Source organism: Psychrobacillus glaciei, assembly GCF_008973485.1.
Classification (GTDB): Bacteria; Bacillota; Bacilli; order Bacillales_A; family Planococcaceae; genus Psychrobacillus; species Psychrobacillus glaciei.
The window spans coordinates 1,599,320-1,615,268 of the sequence record NZ_CP031223.1 but is presented as its reverse complement, the minus strand read 5'-3'; the positions used below and the strand labels follow the sequence as shown (position 1 = coordinate 1,615,268).

Here is a 15,949-nt window from a genome sequence, read left to right as displayed (position 1 = left end):
TATTAGCGTTTAACGATAGTAGCTACTCCTTGACCTCCACCTATGCAAAGTGTCGCAAGCCCTGTTTTTGCATCTTGTTTTACCATTTCATGAAGTAAAGAAACAAAAATACGAGCTCCACTTGCTCCGATAGGATGTCCTAGAGCGATAGCGCCACCATTAACGTTTAGTTTTTCTTGGTCAAATGAAAGCTCACGATCTACCGCGATTGATTGTGCAGCAAATGCTTCATTTGCTTCAATTAAATCAATGTCAGCAAGTGAAATTTGTGATTTATTTAATACTTTTTTCACTGCTTCTACTGGTCCAATTCCCATTATACTTGGATCTACTCCTGCAGATGCATTTGCAACTATTATCGCCAAAGGTTTTAAACCTAACTCATCAGCTTTTGCTTTAGACATTACTACTACAGCAGCCGCTCCATCATTAATACCAGAAGCATTTCCAGCAGTTACGGATCCATCTTTCTTAAAAGCTGGACGAAGTGCACTTAATTTTTCTTGCGTTGAGCCTTTTTTCGGATATTCGTCTGTATCAAATACGATCGGGTCACCTTTTCGCTGTGGGATTTCTACTGGTATGATTTCATCCACAAATTTTCCTGCTTCGATTGCATTTGCCGCTCGGGCCTGAGAACGAGCAGAAAAAGCATCTTGCTCTTCTCTAGTGATATTATATTGATCGCATAAGTTTTCAGCAGTGATTCCCATATGATAATCATTAAATGCACACCATAATCCATCCGAAATCATACTATCCACCACTTTTTGATCGCCCATACGGAAGCCATCTCTAGCATTCTTCAATAGATAAGGAGCTTGGCTCATATTTTCCATTCCACCAGCCACGATGATTTCCGCATCTCCTGCAATGATTGCTTGTGTTGCAAGATGGATTGCTTTTAGGCCGGACCCACATACTTTATTTATTGTCAGTGCTGGTATGGATACCGATAATCCCGCTTGGATAGAAGCTTGTCTTGCTGGATTTTGCCCAAGTCCTGCTTGAAGTACATTCCCCATAATGACTTCATCCACTAAATCTTTTGAAACTCCTGCTTTTTCTAACGCTCTATCAATTACAATTGCACCTAGTTTAGTGGCTGGAACATCTTTTAAAGCCCCTTGAAATGATCCAATAGCAGTTCTTACTGCACTCACGATAACTACTTCGTTTGACATGTTATTTCCTCCTCATAATCCCCTAATATAAAAATCCCATCGCTGTTTGGACCCGCCTTATCCTTTAATTTAATTCCTCTGAATAAAAATTAAAGATTGCTAGTTGAACCATCCATTCCTTACAATATAGTTGGAGGGATGATTATGTTTAGTTTACCAAAAAAAGTGACAATTATCGAGGTCGGTCCGAGAGACGGCTTACAAAATGAGAAAAACGAAGTACCTACAGCGGTAAAATTAGAATTTATCGAAAAGCTTCAATTAGCCGGTGTCGAAGAGATGGAGTTGACCTCTTTTGTATCACCCAAATGGGTGCCACAGATGAAAGATGCAAAAGAAATTATTGAAAGTGCCACAAAAAAGGGTAGACAATTTGTACTAACACCAAATGAGAAAGGTGTAGAACTTGCCAAACTAGCGGGTGCTAATAGTTTTGCTGTTTTTGTAGGAGTATCAAATAGCTTTAATAAAAATAATATTAATAAAACAACTCAGGAAAGTATGGTTGGGCTTAAACCTATAGTAGAATCGCTTCTAAAAGAAGGTCATTTTGTTCGAGCTTGCATTTCTACCGCTTTCTATTGTCCATACGAAGGAGCTATAGATCCTGTTAAAACAATGGAATTATGTAGAGAATTTGTCTCGTGGGGTGTAAATGAATTAAGTGTGGCAGACACTATAGGAATGGCTAATCCAAAAGAAAGTTATTTGCTATTTGAACTAATTAAAGGTGAGTTTCCAACCACTCTAATTACAGCACATTTTCATGATACACGAAAAATGGGCTTGGCAAATATCTTTGCAGCACTTCAAGCAGGAGTGGATCGTTTCGATAGCTCCGCAGGCGGATTAGGTGGTTGTCCTTTCGCTCCAGGTGCAACCGGAAATATTGCAACGGAGGATGTTGTGAATATGCTACACCAAATGAATATTGATACAAATATTCATCTTGACCTATTGGTAAATGCTATTGATATAATTGCACCTTATGTGTCTAGACCAATTGAGACAGGAATGTATAAACTAAGAAAAAATAGTTAGGGGTTGTTGCGATGAAAAAACGTGTAATCATTTGGACTAGTGTATTAACTAGTATTTTAACCGCTACCGCTACTGTTCTAGGCTATTTCGTGACAAATAAGCTCATGTATATGAAGAAAAAAGAAGATGAATTTATATTAAAACGAGAGATTACATCTAAACGCTTTGACGAGGCTTGGTTTAATACCGTCAATAAAACCGAAAAATGGATTGAGTCAAAAAACGGTTACTCACTTAAAGCGATATTTGTAGAACCATTACCAACAAATAATTATGTCGTTATTTGTCACGGAGTAACGGAAAATAAAATTAATTCACTAAGATTTGTACGAATGTTTGAACGATTAGGATTCAACAGCGTTGTATATGATCATCGGCGCCATGGAGATTCTGGTGGAAAAACAACTAGTTTTGGTTTTTATGAAAAGATTGACTTACAATCCATTATTGAAGTAGTGCGAGAGCGGGCAGGTGACAATGCCATTATTGGAATTCATGGAGAATCGATGGGTGCAGCAACTACACTACTGTATGCAGGTTCCATAAAAGATGACGCAGATTTTTATATTTCTGATTGTTCTTTTTCAGATTTCGAAGATCAAGTGATGAATATTATGCGTCAAACTACGCCCCTTCGCTCCAGCTTAGCAATACGTTTTGCGAACTTATTTTTAAAAATGCGCGACGGATATACATTAAATCTTGTATCTCCCATCGATGTAGTGGATCATATAGAAAAACCCGTACTTTTTATCCATAGTTTACAGGATGATTTTATTCTTCCTAAAATGACGGAAGAATTGTTTGAGAAGAAAAAAGGTCCAAAATCATTGAAACTATTTGAATTAGGGGCTCATGCCAAATCATTTAATGAAAATAGTGAAGAATACGAACAAGTAGTTGCAGATTTTTTACAACAAAATAATTTACTAAATAAATAAAAGCACTCGAAAGTGAGTGCTTTTATTTTTGCATTTTATTCATTTGATTCATCATTTGTTTTACTTGTTTTTCAGAAGGCTTACGACCCATTTGTGCCATCATCATTCGAAGCATTTGTTCATTGATAGGTGGATTTTCTTTTAAATATTTCATCATATATTTACGTGCCGCAAAAAATCCAATTGCTGCACCACCGATTAACGCAACAATTACGATAATAATCCAAATCCATGTAGCTAACATAATTTCTCCTCCTTTACAATCTTGTCTACGTGTACAAGACACCATTGAAAATTATACTATAGATTCTTAATGCATTCTATATTTAATTATAATTTTAAAAATAATTATGAAAAAGAGGTAGCTCGAAGTTCCCTTTTCCGGAGTCACTCGAACTACCTCATATGTTTTATTTTTGAAGTAAATTTTTCATTTTAGTAACGACATTTTCTACAGAGAAACCGTATTCTCTCATCACAATTTCACCTGGTGCACTAGCGCCAAATTTGTCGATAGCGATAACATCTCCTTCAAACCCAACATAACGATGCCATCCAAGAGAAGAACCCATTTCAATAGCAAGACGTTTCGTTAAATGTGATGGAAGTACTGATTTTTTATATGCATCATCTTGTAGTTCAAAAAGATCCCATGATGGCATAGATACTACAGAAACTTGAATTCCTTCGCTTGCAAGCGCTTTTTGTGCTTCCACTGCAAGACTAACTTCTGATCCAGTTGCAAGAAGTATTGCTTCCGCATTATCACTTGGAGAAACAATATATGCACCTTTTGAAACGCCTTCGCTTGCTTGCTCCACTGATCCTTTAAGGGTAGGCAAGTTTTGTCTTGAAAGAACAAGTACTGTCGGATGATCTTTCGATGAAACCGCAAGCTTCCATGCTTCATTTGTTTCAATAGCATCTGCAGGACGGATTACAGATAAACCTGGCATTGCACGTAGTGAAGCTAAATGTTCGATCGGCTCATGCGTTGGACCATCTTCCCCAACTGCAATACTATCATGAGTAAACACATACGTTACTGGAAGTCCCATAAGAGCAGATAGTCGAATAGCTGGTCTCACATAGTCACTGAATACGAAGAATGTACCACCAAACACATGTAACCCACCATGAAGTGCCATACCGTTAAGAGCAGTGCCCATTGCAAATTCACGTACACCAAACCAAATGTTTTTACCCTCGTAATTGTCAGCAGAAAAGTCTCCTGCATTTTTCATCGTCGTTTTGTTTGATCCAGCTAAGTCCGCACTACCTCCGAAGAAAGATGGTAAGTTTTGCGCTATAGCATTAATGGCATCACCTGAAGCGGAACGAGTTGCATGTGATGTCCCTTCTTCATAAACTTTCATCGCAGTATCAAAGTTTTCAGGTAGATCTCCGCTAATTGCTTGTTTTAAAGTAGCTGCAAGTTCAGGAAACTCCGAAGAATACGCATTAAACTTTTCATTCCAAACTCCTTCTTCTGCCACACCAAGAAGATTAGAAGCTTCTTTAAACGTTTCATATACTTCTTCTGGCACATAGAAATCTTCTTCAGATGACCATTTGTATGCCGCTTTCGCTAAAAGTGACTCTTCTTTTCCAAGTGGCATACCATGAGCGTCAGATTTCCCTGCTCTGTTCGGTGAACCAAATCCAATTACTGTTTTAACCTCAATAATTGTGGGTTTATCGTTTTGAGATTTAGCTTTTTCAATTGCAGTGGAAATAGCTTCAATGTCATTTCCGTCTTGCACGAAAATATAATTCCATCCATATGATTCAAAACGTTTTTCTATTTTCTCAGAGAACGATTTATGCAAGTCACCATCTAAAGAAATATCATTACTATCGTATAAAACAATTAATTTATCTAATTGTAAATGTCCAGCAAGCGAGATTGCCTCTGCTGCTACACCCTCCATTAAATCCCCATCTCCACAAAGTCCAAATGTGTAATGATCCACAACTTCAAAGTTTGGACGATTGTACGTAGCGGCCAAGTGTGCCTCTGCCATCGCCATTCCTACAGCCATTCCAATTCCTTGCCCTAAAGGCCCAGTAGTTGCTTCTACACCCGCTGTATGACGAAACTCGGGATGACCTGGTGTTTTTGAATTCCATTGACGGAAATTCTTAATCTCTTCCATTGGTAAGTCATACCCACCAAGATGAAGTAAACTATATAAAAGCATAGATCCATGCCCCGCTGATAAAACAAAACGGTCACGATTAAACCAGTTTGGATTATTTGGGTTATGGCGTAGATGTTTTGTCCAAAGCGTATATGCCATTGGTGCGGCCCCCATCGGAAGACCTGGATGACCGGAGTTTGCTTTATCTATTGCATCAATAGATAAAGTACGGATAGTATTAATTGCAAGCAAATCTGATTGTAATGACATTTGTAACATCCTCTCGAGCTAATTTTTTCTATACTTCTAGTTTAGACAACAATGTATGCATTATCAATGGTTTCTTAATGATTAGTTAATTCAGAAATTTCCCTTTTTTAGCCTGTTTTACCTTAAGAGGAGTGACATCATTACCAGCAGGGTCTATTACTTTTACGCTTTCAATTGTATCCCTCATTGTTGCACGAAATGTCTCTAAATATTCTTTTCTTAATGCACTTTGTTCCTTTGCTTCTTCAATAGATAATCCAGTTGATTTTGATTTCCTTGAAAGTTCACTTATTCGTGCAATTTTTTCTTTACTTAACATAAGATTCACCCTTTAAATTTTATTCTAATTTAAAGGTAAGGAAAAAACACACAGAGTGCAAGCCTTTAACCTTCGTGTGTATCTTTAAATTCAATAAATCTCCTATGTACAGTTGCTTTACTAATTTCAAAACCTAATCCTTTTAATGTGGATGCAATTTCTTCAAAAGTTAAACCAGCATGACGTAATCTTATTATTTCTTGAACTGGAACTTCAATGCGGTCCCTACCTTCAGGGTTACCCCGTGTTTTTAAATTACTCTCTGGGCGAAATCCTTGGGAAACCGCACGCTTCATTCCTCGTTTAATTTTCGCATTATGTAGTTTCCGTTGGTACTCTTCTACTAATGCAAGAATTTCTAATAACATTGAATCCATTTCATTTAAATTCAAGACTCCTTTGTCTTGTAAAGTAAAAACGGATGTATTCGTTTTTTGCAATAGATGTAATACGGCCATTCTACCGTTACCACGACCAATACGAGTCTCATCTTGCACAAACACAGCTTTTATTTGTTGTTCTTTTACAAAGGATAATAAATCAAGAAGTCCATCTCTTTCAATGTCATAGCCACTATGTTTATCTACAAATACATCTGCTACCTCATAGCCTTGATGAGCAGCAAATTGTGATAACTCTTCTTCCTGCCTTAGTAATGATGTTTCTTGTGTATCCTTTTCTGTGCTAACTCGGCAATAAATGACTGCTTTCATCGACTAACACCTGCTAATTCTGTGGAATAATCATGATGAATGCCTTCTGATCCATTGGGGATAATCAGTGTATCTCCAGCTTTAATATGTGCAGTATGTAAGTTATTTAATGCCATTACTTCATTTATCCAAGCTTCCTTTGACTTTTCAGAGCCAAATTTATCAGCAAGCTTCCATAACGAATCTCCATGTTCTATTATAATCGGATAATTTTCACTTTCACTTTGAGAATTAAAAATAACAAATGTCATAATAAAAGATAGACTTAAACCTATAAATAAAGTGATAAAATAATTTTTTTTTAATAGTTTCATCAAAAAACCCCCATTTTAGAATGCTTGTTCGTTTGTATAACTTCATAATAAAACGAACACATGTTTTTTGTCAATACCTTTTCAGAACCTATGTTTGCATATTGATTTAGAGACTGATATACTGTAAATAAGAAAGAAAAAATTAATATTATTTAAAAGAGGTGAATGTATTGAAGAAAGCATCTAAAAGACAAGAAGATATTTTAGCGTTTATAAAAGAGGAAGTACGAAAAAAAGGATATCCACCTTCCGTACGCGAGATAGGTGAAGCAGTAGGACTAGCTTCTAGCTCAACTGTACATGGCCATTTAGCTAGATTGGAAAGTAAAGGATTGATAAGAAGAGATCCTACTAAACCACGTGCAATTGAGATACTAAACGGTGCAAATTCGATAGAAAAACAAGGTGTAGTTCACGTGCCTTTAATCGGTAAAGTAACAGCTGGACTTCCAATTACAGCAATCGAAAATGTGGAAGAGTTTTTCCCTCTTCCTGAAACATTCGGTACTTCAGATGATCACTTGTTCATGCTTGAAATTATGGGAGACAGTATGATAGAAGCAGGAATATTAAATGGAGATTACGTTGTTGTTAAACAACAACAATCTGCTAATAATGGCGAAATAGTTGTTGCTATGACAGAAGATGATGAAGCAACTGTAAAACGTTTCTTTAAAGAAAAATCTTTTTTCCGTCTGCAACCAGAAAACTCTTCGATGGATCCAATTATCGTCAATGAAGTAACGATACTAGGTAAAGTCGTTGGTGTTTATCGTCATATGCAATAAACCCTTTGTAACTTGACATATTCTACTATAAAGCTTATTATGATGTAGAGCCGATATCATACTAAAACGAAAAGTGGACATTTTTGTTTTAGTCATCGAAAAAACCCCTTTACCTTTTTGGTTGAGGGGTTTTTATTTTAATATTTAAAAATCGGAAAAATTAATGTGAATGTTTTTGCACTTACATTGCTTTCAACGATTCTAATTTTGGAGTTTTTCGTAGCTGCCCCACAATCAAGTCATGAAGCGGAAGATTACTTTAGCATTTGTAAAGACCTAAATAAAATATATAAAGATAGCGTCGCAAAATATACAAAAACCAAAATAAATGGGGAAGTCAAAATTTAAACCTTCCGTTTCTGCTGAAATTTATACCCTAAATATATATGAAAATCTCCATAAATAATCTATTGCATGTGAATGAACATTTAAAGTTATTATTACTTCGAAAATTATAAAAAAACCTCTACAAATTTATAGTAGAAGTCTTTAAAAAGCTTAGTCAAACATCTCATAAATCCCAATAAAAATAAGTAACCATCCCGAAATGGTTATTGAATAGTTACCAATAAACGTTTTATTCAGTAACAAACCAAAACGACTTCCAATTCCAACTGTTAAAACTGAAAAAAATCCAATAGAAATAACAGTCCAAATAGCAGAAATTCCACTTGCTCCAATTGCAATTCCACTTACCAAACAGTTTACAGATAAGATAAATCCTAAGGTAATTGCTTCTCTAATTGAAATGATATTGTTTCCATCTTTATCAATGTTTTCTGTTCTATTGGAAGAATCCTTATTTGAAAATCTATTCGATAAAATAGTCCACAAACCAATAATACATAGTAGGAAACTACCTAAGAAGTTTGCAAGTATGGTTGGAATATACGATGTGACTAGTTCTCCACTTACGATTGCAACATAAGAGACCACCATAGAAATAATTGCAATTGTTACGTTCGAAAATATAGGGATTTTAGTTTGTTTTATTCCATAGGCCAAACTTATTCCTAAATTGTCTAAATTAGCTGCTATCCCTATCAGGATAATTGTTATCCAATGCATATTTTCCTCCCCAAGACCATTGATCTCTATTTATAAGGATATGCAAAAGAATTTTTTTTGTTAATTAACACTTTAGTTGAGTTGATTGAATTTGATTCACTTTTTTGTACTTATTATTCAAAAAACACCATCAATCGTTTTCCTAAAATTCAATTTCTATACCATTCAAAATTAAACGATGAGTGATATCTGCCTTCAAAGACGCGGATACAGCGCAATATTTTTCTTCTCCTAGTTTAATCGCACGAACTACTTTCTTCGCATCAATATCCCCTTTTACATCAAATATAAGCTCTGCTGCAGTAAACGCAGTTGGCAATTCTTCTCGTCTAGAACCCTTAACTATTATTTCGATGGACTCCATTTTTTCTAAATGTGGTTTTAAGATCATCGTCACATCTATTCCAATACATCCTGCTAGGGCACTAAGTAACATTTCTGTTGGTGTAGGCGCTTGTCCTTCCCCGCCATAATTAGGTGTTGCGTCCATATTCATCGGATAACCTGAAGGACCTTTTGCTTCAAAAGCACGTCCTCCTTGCCATATAGCTCTTACTTCCATCGTTATCAACCTTTCTGCTCTTAAAATTCTTTTACTTTTGCTAAAAATTTTTGTGCACGCTCTGTAACGGGATGCGCAAAGAACGCCTTTGGTTCCGCATCCTCGATAATCTGTCCATCCGCCATAAACAAAATACGATCCGCGACATTTTGGGCAAAATTCATTTCATGTGTTACGATCACCATCGTCATTCCTTCATCTGCTAATTCTTTCATCACTTTTAGTACTTCTCCAACTAGTTCAGGATCTAACGCTGATGTCGGTTCATCAAATAGCATGATTTGTGGTTCCATTGCAAGTGCACGAGCAATTGCAACACGTTGTTGTTGGCCACCTGACAGCTTGGAAGGATAAACGCCTTCTTTTTCTTGGAGATCAACACGTTTCAATAGCTCAGTAGCCATTTTTTTTGCAAGTTCTTTTGATTGTTTCTTGACGACAATTAAAGCTTCCATTACATTTTCGATAACCGTTTTATGTGGATATAAATTAAATTGCTGAAACACCATGCCGGTATCTTGACGGATGGCATGAATTATTTTTTGGCGTTCCTTTTTCTTATTTGTCGCTTGTAACAGATGATCATTAACAGAAATAGATCCGCTCGTAATTATTTCTAGTCCATTTATACAACGTAAAAAAGTGCTTTTTCCTGAACCACTTGGCCCAACGACTGCGACAACTTGATGAGCAGGAATCGTCAATGAAATATGTTTTAACACCTCATGTTGACCATAGCTTTTGGATAAATCTATTGCTTGTATCAAAACTTTCCCCCCTCTAGTATACCGATAGTCGTTTCTCTATTTTGTTTAAAATAAATGTAAATAACGTACTCATAATCCAGTACATCACTGCAATCGATAAATAAAATGGCATATACACGTAATATTGTGCAACTAATAACTGAGCAGAACGTAACAACTCTGTTACAGCAATAACCGATACTAATGAAGTTTCTTTTAACATACCAACAAATGTATTACCAAGTGGTGGTATAGCGATGCGAATTGCTTGTGGGATGACAATACGACGAATAGCTTGCCCCTCCGTCATCCCTGTCGCAAGTGCAGCTTCAGTTTGTCCTAATGGCACTGCTTGAATAGCCCCACGGAATGCTTCTGAAACATAAGCTCCAATATTAATACTCAGTGCAATGTAAGCCGCTGTGAGCGCTCCTAATTCTATGCCATAATCAACAAGACCATAATATACAATGACGATTTGAACAAGTGGCGGCGTTCCTCGAATAATTGATACATACACTCTCGCTATTGTACGAAAGAACCGATTGCCTTTTAAACGAGCAATCGCTGTAATTAAACCAATAATCAAACCGAAAAACATAGATACCACTGTAATTAATAAAGTATAGTAAGCACCTTTTAGTAAAAAGGGCAAATTATCAATTACTACATCCATGGAAACTACCTACTTTCTTTACTCGGCCATTGGTTCTTCATCAAACCATTTTACGAAGATTTTTTTATATGTACCGTCTTGCTTCATATCAGCCAATGCTTTATTTAACGCATCTACTAGTTCTGTATTCCCTTTTTTCGCAGCTACGGCAGCTTTATCGGATTTTATAGGTGAACCAACGACTTTTACTTTAAATCCATTTTCTTTAATAATAGGTTTTAATGCGTATACGTTATTAATTGTTGCATCTGCCCGACCTGCATCTAAATCTTTTAAGGTGGTGATTACATCATCATACGTATTGATTTTAAAGTCTCCTACTTTTGGCATTAAGTCATTTCGTAAAAATGCTTCATCATTAGTTCCTAATCCTACGGCAATTTTCTTCCCTTTGAAATCTTCTACAGATTGAATCGTTGTATTATCCTCTTTTACAATCACTTTTACATCATTTGTAATATATGGTTCTGTAAAATCAATTTGTTTTTTACGATCGTCCGTTATGGTTACTTGACTTACTAAAATGTCGAATTTACCTTTTTGTAATCCAGGTATAAGTCCAGAAAAATCTTGCGCAACAAAGTTCGCTTCTACACCTAATCGTTTCGATAATTCTTTTGCAATATCCACGTCAAAGCCATCGTATTCGTTCTCTTTATTCATAAAATTGTAAGGTGCATAAGTACCCATTATACCTACTGTCATTTCTCCTTTATCTTGAATAGCTTTTAACGAATTTTTATCGGTTACTTTAGTAGAATTATTACCACAAGCTCCTAACAACAAGGCCGACGTTACTGCTAGAGCCAATAAAACCTTACTTTTTTTCATCACATTTTCCTCCTTATTTTATACACCAAACAAACAAACAAAAAATTCAATTTGAACAGTTTTTAACCAATTGTTCTATATCCACTTGATACTAGTCATCATTTATCTTGACGGACTCTTTAATCTTTTAAATCCTATAAGATTACTATTCATTAGTCAACTACTCTTCATTATTCTGAGTTTTCTATCTAGTCAACCTTGTACGTTAAAAAGTTTAAAATATATTCTAGGACATACTATTAACACTTTTATATAAAAATTTTCATTGTTAATATGATTATTCCCCATATTGATTAGTAATAACATTAATTTTTCATAAAATTATCAAGAGCATTTCATTCAATAAAAAATTCATTAATTTCTTACATACCTAAAAAAAAGACTTATCCAAAGAATAGCGGATAAGTCTTCTTTCTCATTTTAGTTTCTCTGCTCTAACTGTTTTTACTCTTTTTTAACGCATCGAGTGTTAGCGGCCCCACTATTCCGTCGGGTGTTAATCCTTTAGATTTTTGAAATGCTTTAATCGCCGCAACAGTTGCTGGTCCTTCAATTCCATCCACAACAATCTTATATCCTGCTTTTACTAAAAGTTTCTGTATTTCTACCACTTCCTGAACGACGATATAATTTAAAGGATTTACCGCATTCGGTTGACCGGCAGCATATTTTGGAATATGAATTTCAAAGTGCAAACTGACTCCTGTAGCATTTCCTGTATCTCCTTTAATGCCGACTTGTTGACTTTGCTTAACAATCTGTCCGACTTTAACTGAGATTGATTTGAGATGGGCGTACAATGTTTCGTAATCTTTGCCATTTAGTTGATGAGCAATTGTTACTGTATTACCATATCCCTCTATAACTTTTGCTCTCGTCACTATACCACCTGCTGCTGCAATGATTATTAGACTTCCATCACTACCAAAGTCTACCCCTTTGTGCAACCTCGAAGTATTAGTTTCAGAGTTTTTTCGCAACTGTCCAAAACGTGAGGTAATACGTCCTTCACAAGGTTTAATAAATAACATATATTTCCCTCCTTTCAATTCTTTTGGATCCGCTTGTACAAACCAATGCTTCACTCTATTAATAAATGCAATTACTAGTTTGAATAAATAGTCAATCTTCATTACTTTATTTAAATAATATTATCTTGTTTCCTTTTCTCTCCCTTAACTTTTCAATATCTCTTTTGGACAAGATTTATTTACTTTCAATCACCAATATTTTAGAAAAGAGGTAATTAACTTTTTCTCATTAATATTGATCAGGAGCGTCTGTCCTTGGAGCACATTCATAATATTTGCAATCAATATGAACAAATCGTTAAAGGAAAAGCTAGTCTAAAACAAGGTGATTGTTCAGTAGAACTGGAGCGTAATCCAAACGGTACCATTCAAGGCCGTCCTAGTAGAAGTGCTTCAAGAAGAATTACCCGAATTTGTTAAAGCTTTAGTGAATAATAATTTAATAGTTAGCGCTTTTCACAACCACTGGAACTTCACCAATCCAACTATTTTATATGTACACTTTCAATCTGTTGAATCCCCTTCATCTTTTGAACACAAGTTTGTTAAAGCATCTCATGTATTAAATAATTAGAAAGAGATTTAAAATACTTTAAAACCAACCATTTTACTATTACCGTTAGAATTCAAAAGAATCGTGTGATCTTGCGGCGGGTGTTTGTCCAACGCCCTCTAAACAAGGTGCATAAGATTTGGGTAATGAGAAACTAAATCCTGTCCTTTTTTAGAATCGGCCAATATTATTTCATCCGTTCGGCACTTCTTGATCAATAAATACTTTGTATTTTTATCTGGTGCCACCTTCTAAAATGATATACCCCTAAAATTATTTAAACTATGTAAGTTAATGGTTACGTCTATTTATTAACCATTTCCTTTAATTTTAGTAAAAAAGTTAATAGAATCCATTTGCATTTACACGTTTTTAGTTTAAATTGGGCACTTTAGATATAGTGCGACTTAGTAACCGCTAGGATTTCCACTCTAGGCGGACACTTTGCGCGGGGCGGGACCGTTGAGCCAGCACCATCGCATGCGCTCAGCTTGTGATGGCTTATACATCTCCCTGATCCCGCTGGAGTTGCCGCCAGCCGCTCTAATCCAATGAAGTTTGCTAGCTAATCAGTGCGATTATCCTACAATATTAAGGCATATGCTACACATTGAAATGGTGCACCATTAATAGCGTATCTCATGCCAAGTAAAGGCTTTACCATGAGATGTTTGTCGCTCCCAGAATAAGTTTTGTCGTTTTCAAAGGGTAGTATGTCGCGTTTATAACCTGTTATGTCTCATTCAACCATTTATTGGATTTTTTTATAAAATGAGGATACATATTGCCAGAACGCTTCGGGCCGCATGAGCGGATGGAAGAGACCCACTCGGGCGCAGCACGAGTTGGCTCATGCAAGGTGCGGCAAACGCGGAGGAATACTGGGCATTATTTCTAAAATATAATTTGTTGGTTATCTTTAGTTAATTCACATATGTTATTAGGAATAATTAGCTAATCAACAGACCTGGTTAAAAGTAAAAAAACTAATACAAAAATCTTTAATTAGACTAAAATTCAACTATTTCTTTTTCCCCAAAAATAGCGCATAATAAAAGTAATTATAAAGAACCAAAGAAGGGATCAATGACCTATGACACTTATGAAGCATGAACTCAAACTTTTATTAGATGATTACGATAAATGCGACAATTTGTCTATTAAAGAGCAAATACTAATAGATATTTATCTATTAAATGAGGCTTTAACTATTTTGCAACAGGACGAGCAAAACCACCTTTTTAATGGCAAATGAAAGTCTCAAATGAAATAATAATTTGGTTCCCTTCTTCCTTTTTCCAAAAAATATATTCAGTTTATTATAGAATCACTTGTATCGAAAGTAAGCGTCACTTTCTTACACAACACCTCCACACGAGTCGTAATTCTTGGCAAAAATAAGGAAGGAACGACTGGTAAAAAAGTGGTTAATCAACAAACCTGGAATAGAATAGACTTATTCATCGATATGGATAGCTTTCATTCCAATTAATAATGTTTTCGCATCTTCGTTCAAATATTGCTTTATGTCTTTTCTCATCAAAAGAACCGAATTGCTTTTGATCGACATTCTCAAACCTCTAACATCAAATTTTGAAGCATATGCATTGATGGCATGAACCACACTCATTTCATTTCTATTTAATGGTTTTATGTGCGGTTCAGTATTATCTTTCAAAATCTGTAACAATGACCTTGCATTACTTCTTAGAAGATGTCTATTTTCATTAATTATTTTCATATTTTCTTCCATAATTTTTCTTGCAGAAACAAAATCTAGATTGTCCATAACTTCATTCATTTTTTTCATTAATTCATTAATATCCACATTAACACCTCTAACCTATTTCTATTGTTATCGGTCTTACTATATTATTATCAATAGTTAAAAAGGAATAGCAACTCAACCCTCTCTACCCACGTTTATATACCTTTAAAAATAAGTATAGCTTTTTTATCAAAATTATAACGGAATGCTTCTTACAAATAGCTTACTTTATTAATTTCCCCTAAGAACAACGCCCTGATGCTTTTCTAATAATTGAATAAGCTATCATATAAAACTACTTGTCACACCACCACACCACCCTTGAGAGGCGTCTGTTTTTTTAGTCTCAAAAGCACCAGTCAACAGAATGCCTCTTTAAAATATTTTCTAAAAACCAAACAGATTAATCACACAGACTTTTTTAATCGACATAGAATGAACTATCCCATATAGAGGAGGTGTACAATTTGAGTGAAGCAGTTGGTGGATACGGGCAAAGAAATGGTTCAGGATTCGCTTTAATTATTGTTCTGTTTATTCTTTTGATTATTATTGGCGCAAGTTTCTTAAACACTGGTGGCGGAAACGCAGGAGGATATTGCGGCGGCGGTTACGGCGGTGGATACGGTTGCGGTTGCTAATTAAGGGCTTAAAGCCAATATCTCGAATACATCTGAGACAGGTTTTATGACCTGTCTTTTTTCATGAAAAGTGCATAAACTCGAGATAACCTTGCACTAGAGGGGTTCAAGCATATGAGAGAAGCACTGAGAAAATTGATTTATGCACGAAATTTTTAGATGGAGCACATCACTTCATATTAAACGCTTTGCTGACGTCTAACAATGAACTAGTTCAATTACTTTTTCCCCGTGTTCTACCCCCAGTATTCTTAAAGCATGTTTTCAAAAATAAAAAAGAAAAACACCGAACAAGTCAACTCACGACTCTGAACGATGTTTTTAAGGAATTACATAAGTTGATAAATATTATTTTCTTTACT

Annotated in this window: 20 protein-coding genes; 7 read left to right on the top strand and 13 right to left on the bottom strand. The window is 35.4% G+C overall.

Annotated features, from left to right (window positions below; all coding sequences use genetic code 11):
* Positions 1-2: 2 nt before the first annotated feature.
* Positions 3-1,184: an acetyl-CoA C-acetyltransferase gene (locus tag PB01_RS07205; protein ID WP_151699578.1), complete on the bottom strand. Its 1,182-nt coding sequence runs from the start codon at positions 1,182-1,184 to the stop codon at positions 3-5.
* Positions 1,185-1,328: 144 nt separating this feature from the next.
* On the opposite strand from PB01_RS07205, the gene PB01_RS07200 reads away from it, so the two are divergent.
* Both PB01_RS07200 and PB01_RS07195 read left to right on the top strand, forming a co-directional pair.
* Complete coding sequence (locus PB01_RS07200) at positions 1,329-2,225, top strand: hydroxymethylglutaryl-CoA lyase (protein WP_151699577.1); 897 nt, start codon at positions 1,329-1,331, stop codon at positions 2,223-2,225.
* A gap of 11 nt (positions 2,226-2,236) precedes the next feature.
* A complete protein-coding gene (locus PB01_RS07195; protein ID WP_151699576.1) occupies positions 2,237-3,166 on the top strand; it encodes an alpha/beta hydrolase in 930 nt (309 codons plus the stop codon).
* Between the two features lie 22 nt (positions 3,167-3,188).
* Here PB01_RS07195 and PB01_RS07190 read toward each other — a convergent pair whose 3' ends face one another.
* The 5 genes from PB01_RS07190 to yneA form a co-directional block, all read right to left on the bottom strand.
* Positions 3,189-3,410 carry a YneF family protein gene (locus PB01_RS07190; protein ID WP_151699575.1) on the bottom strand — a complete coding sequence of 74 codons (222 nt, stop codon included), beginning with the start codon at positions 3,408-3,410 and terminating at the stop codon, positions 3,189-3,191.
* Between the two features lie 166 nt (positions 3,411-3,576).
* The gene (tkt, locus tag PB01_RS07185) at positions 3,577-5,577 is read right to left on the bottom strand and encodes a transketolase (protein WP_151699574.1); all 2,001 of its coding nucleotides are present in this window, start codon (positions 5,575-5,577) and stop codon (positions 3,577-3,579) included.
* 85 nt (positions 5,578-5,662) lie between these two features.
* Positions 5,663-5,896, bottom strand: a complete 234-nt coding sequence (locus PB01_RS07180; RefSeq protein ID WP_151699573.1) for a DUF896 domain-containing protein — start codon at positions 5,894-5,896, stop codon at positions 5,663-5,665.
* A 65-nt stretch (positions 5,897-5,961) separates the two neighbouring features.
* Complete coding sequence (locus PB01_RS07175; protein WP_151699572.1) at positions 5,962-6,609, bottom strand: YneB family resolvase-like protein; 648 nt, start codon at positions 6,607-6,609, stop codon at positions 5,962-5,964.
* On the bottom strand, positions 6,606-6,923 hold the full coding sequence (gene yneA / locus PB01_RS07170) for a cell division suppressor protein YneA (RefSeq protein WP_151699571.1): 318 nt from the start codon (positions 6,921-6,923) through the stop codon (positions 6,606-6,608). Before yneA ends, PB01_RS07175 begins: the two co-directional genes overlap by 4 nt.
* A 170-nt stretch (positions 6,924-7,093) precedes the next feature.
* Here yneA and lexA point away from each other — a divergent pair, with 170 nt between their 5' ends.
* Complete coding sequence (gene lexA / locus PB01_RS07165; RefSeq protein WP_151699570.1) at positions 7,094-7,711, top strand: transcriptional repressor LexA; 618 nt, start codon at positions 7,094-7,096, stop codon at positions 7,709-7,711.
* Between the two features lie 498 nt (positions 7,712-8,209).
* Here lexA and PB01_RS07160 read toward each other — a convergent pair whose 3' ends face one another.
* The 6 genes from PB01_RS07160 to PB01_RS07135 all read right to left on the bottom strand — a co-directional run bounded on the left by PB01_RS07160 (position 8,210) and on the right by PB01_RS07135 (position 12,625).
* Positions 8,210-8,779: a manganese efflux pump MntP gene (locus tag PB01_RS07160; protein WP_151699569.1), complete on the bottom strand. Its 570-nt coding sequence runs from the start codon at positions 8,777-8,779 to the stop codon at positions 8,210-8,212.
* Positions 8,780-8,921: 142 nt separating this feature from the next.
* The gene (locus PB01_RS07155) at positions 8,922-9,341 is read right to left on the bottom strand and encodes an OsmC family protein (RefSeq protein ID WP_151701998.1); all 420 of its coding nucleotides are present in this window, start codon (positions 9,339-9,341) and stop codon (positions 8,922-8,924) included.
* A gap of 20 nt (positions 9,342-9,361) precedes the next feature.
* A complete protein-coding gene (locus PB01_RS07150) occupies positions 9,362-10,108 on the bottom strand; it encodes an amino acid ABC transporter ATP-binding protein (protein ID WP_151699568.1) in 747 nt (248 codons plus the stop codon).
* A 13-nt stretch (positions 10,109-10,121) separates the two neighbouring features.
* The gene (locus PB01_RS07145; protein WP_151699567.1) at positions 10,122-10,763 is read right to left on the bottom strand and encodes an amino acid ABC transporter permease; all 642 of its coding nucleotides are present in this window, start codon (positions 10,761-10,763) and stop codon (positions 10,122-10,124) included.
* Positions 10,764-10,781: 18 nt separating this feature from the next.
* Positions 10,782-11,594, bottom strand: a complete 813-nt coding sequence (locus PB01_RS07140; RefSeq protein ID WP_151699566.1) for a substrate-binding periplasmic protein — start codon at positions 11,592-11,594, stop codon at positions 10,782-10,784.
* Between the two features lie 434 nt (positions 11,595-12,028).
* Complete coding sequence (locus PB01_RS07135; protein WP_225986194.1) at positions 12,029-12,625, bottom strand: peptidoglycan DD-metalloendopeptidase family protein; 597 nt, start codon at positions 12,623-12,625, stop codon at positions 12,029-12,031.
* Between the two features lie 255 nt (positions 12,626-12,880).
* On the opposite strand from PB01_RS07135, the gene PB01_RS21265 reads away from it, so the two are divergent.
* The 3 genes from PB01_RS21265 (at position 12,881) to PB01_RS20900 (ending at position 14,433) form a co-directional block, all read left to right on the top strand.
* Positions 12,881-13,045: a hypothetical protein gene (locus PB01_RS21265; protein WP_225986193.1), complete on the top strand. Its 165-nt coding sequence runs from the start codon at positions 12,881-12,883 to the stop codon at positions 13,043-13,045.
* The gene (locus PB01_RS21260; RefSeq protein WP_225986192.1) at positions 13,014-13,199 is read left to right on the top strand and encodes a DUF1259 domain-containing protein; all 186 of its coding nucleotides are present in this window, start codon (positions 13,014-13,016) and stop codon (positions 13,197-13,199) included. The genes PB01_RS21265 and PB01_RS21260 overlap by 32 nt, the downstream gene beginning before the upstream one ends.
* A gap of 1,072 nt (positions 13,200-14,271) precedes the next feature.
* Entirely contained in the window at positions 14,272-14,433 is a 162-nt protein-coding gene (locus tag PB01_RS20900) for a hypothetical protein (RefSeq protein ID WP_225986191.1), read from the top strand.
* 201 nt (positions 14,434-14,634) lie between these two features.
* Here the strand turns inward: PB01_RS20900 and PB01_RS07125 are convergent, their stop codons facing one another.
* The gene (locus PB01_RS07125) at positions 14,635-15,006 is read right to left on the bottom strand and encodes a hypothetical protein (protein ID WP_151699564.1); all 372 of its coding nucleotides are present in this window, start codon (positions 15,004-15,006) and stop codon (positions 14,635-14,637) included.
* 407 nt (positions 15,007-15,413) lie between these two features.
* On the opposite strand from PB01_RS07125, the gene PB01_RS21725 reads away from it, so the two are divergent.
* Complete coding sequence (locus PB01_RS21725; RefSeq protein ID WP_151699563.1) at positions 15,414-15,587, top strand: YjcZ family sporulation protein; 174 nt, start codon at positions 15,414-15,416, stop codon at positions 15,585-15,587.
* The last annotated feature ends 362 nt before the right edge of the window (positions 15,588-15,949 follow it).

Coding starts and splice junctions, on each gene's coding strand:
- PB01_RS07205 (WP_151699578.1), bottom strand. CDS start 1,184: ATGTCAAACGAAGTAGTTATCGTGAGTGCAGTAAGAACTGCTATTGGA.
- PB01_RS07200 (WP_151699577.1), top strand. CDS start 1,329: ATGTTTAGTTTACCAAAAAAAGTGACAATTATCGAGGTCGGTCCGAGA.
- PB01_RS07195 (WP_151699576.1), top strand. CDS start 2,237: ATGAAAAAACGTGTAATCATTTGGACTAGTGTATTAACTAGTATTTTA.
- PB01_RS07190 (WP_151699575.1), bottom strand. CDS start 3,410: ATGTTAGCTACATGGATTTGGATTATTATCGTAATTGTTGCGTTAATC.
- tkt (WP_151699574.1), bottom strand. CDS start 5,577: ATGTCATTACAATCAGATTTGCTTGCAATTAATACTATCCGTACTTTA.
- PB01_RS07180 (WP_151699573.1), bottom strand. CDS start 5,896: ATGTTAAGTAAAGAAAAAATTGCACGAATAAGTGAACTTTCAAGGAAA.
- PB01_RS07175 (WP_151699572.1), bottom strand. CDS start 6,609: ATGAAAGCAGTCATTTATTGCCGAGTTAGCACAGAAAAGGATACACAA.
- yneA (WP_151699571.1), bottom strand. CDS start 6,923: ATGAAACTATTAAAAAAAAATTATTTTATCACTTTATTTATAGGTTTA.
- PB01_RS07160 (WP_151699569.1), bottom strand. CDS start 8,779: ATGCATTGGATAACAATTATCCTGATAGGGATAGCAGCTAATTTAGAC.
- PB01_RS07155 (WP_151701998.1), bottom strand. CDS start 9,341: ATGGAAGTAAGAGCTATATGGCAAGGAGGACGTGCTTTTGAAGCAAAA.
- PB01_RS07145 (WP_151699567.1), bottom strand. CDS start 10,763: ATGGATGTAGTAATTGATAATTTGCCCTTTTTACTAAAAGGTGCTTAC.
- PB01_RS07140 (WP_151699566.1), bottom strand. CDS start 11,594: ATGAAAAAAAGTAAGGTTTTATTGGCTCTAGCAGTAACGTCGGCCTTG.
- PB01_RS07135 (WP_225986194.1), bottom strand. CDS start 12,625: ATGTTATTTATTAAACCTTGTGAAGGACGTATTACCTCACGTTTTGGA.
- PB01_RS20900 (WP_225986191.1), top strand. CDS start 14,272: ATGACACTTATGAAGCATGAACTCAAACTTTTATTAGATGATTACGAT.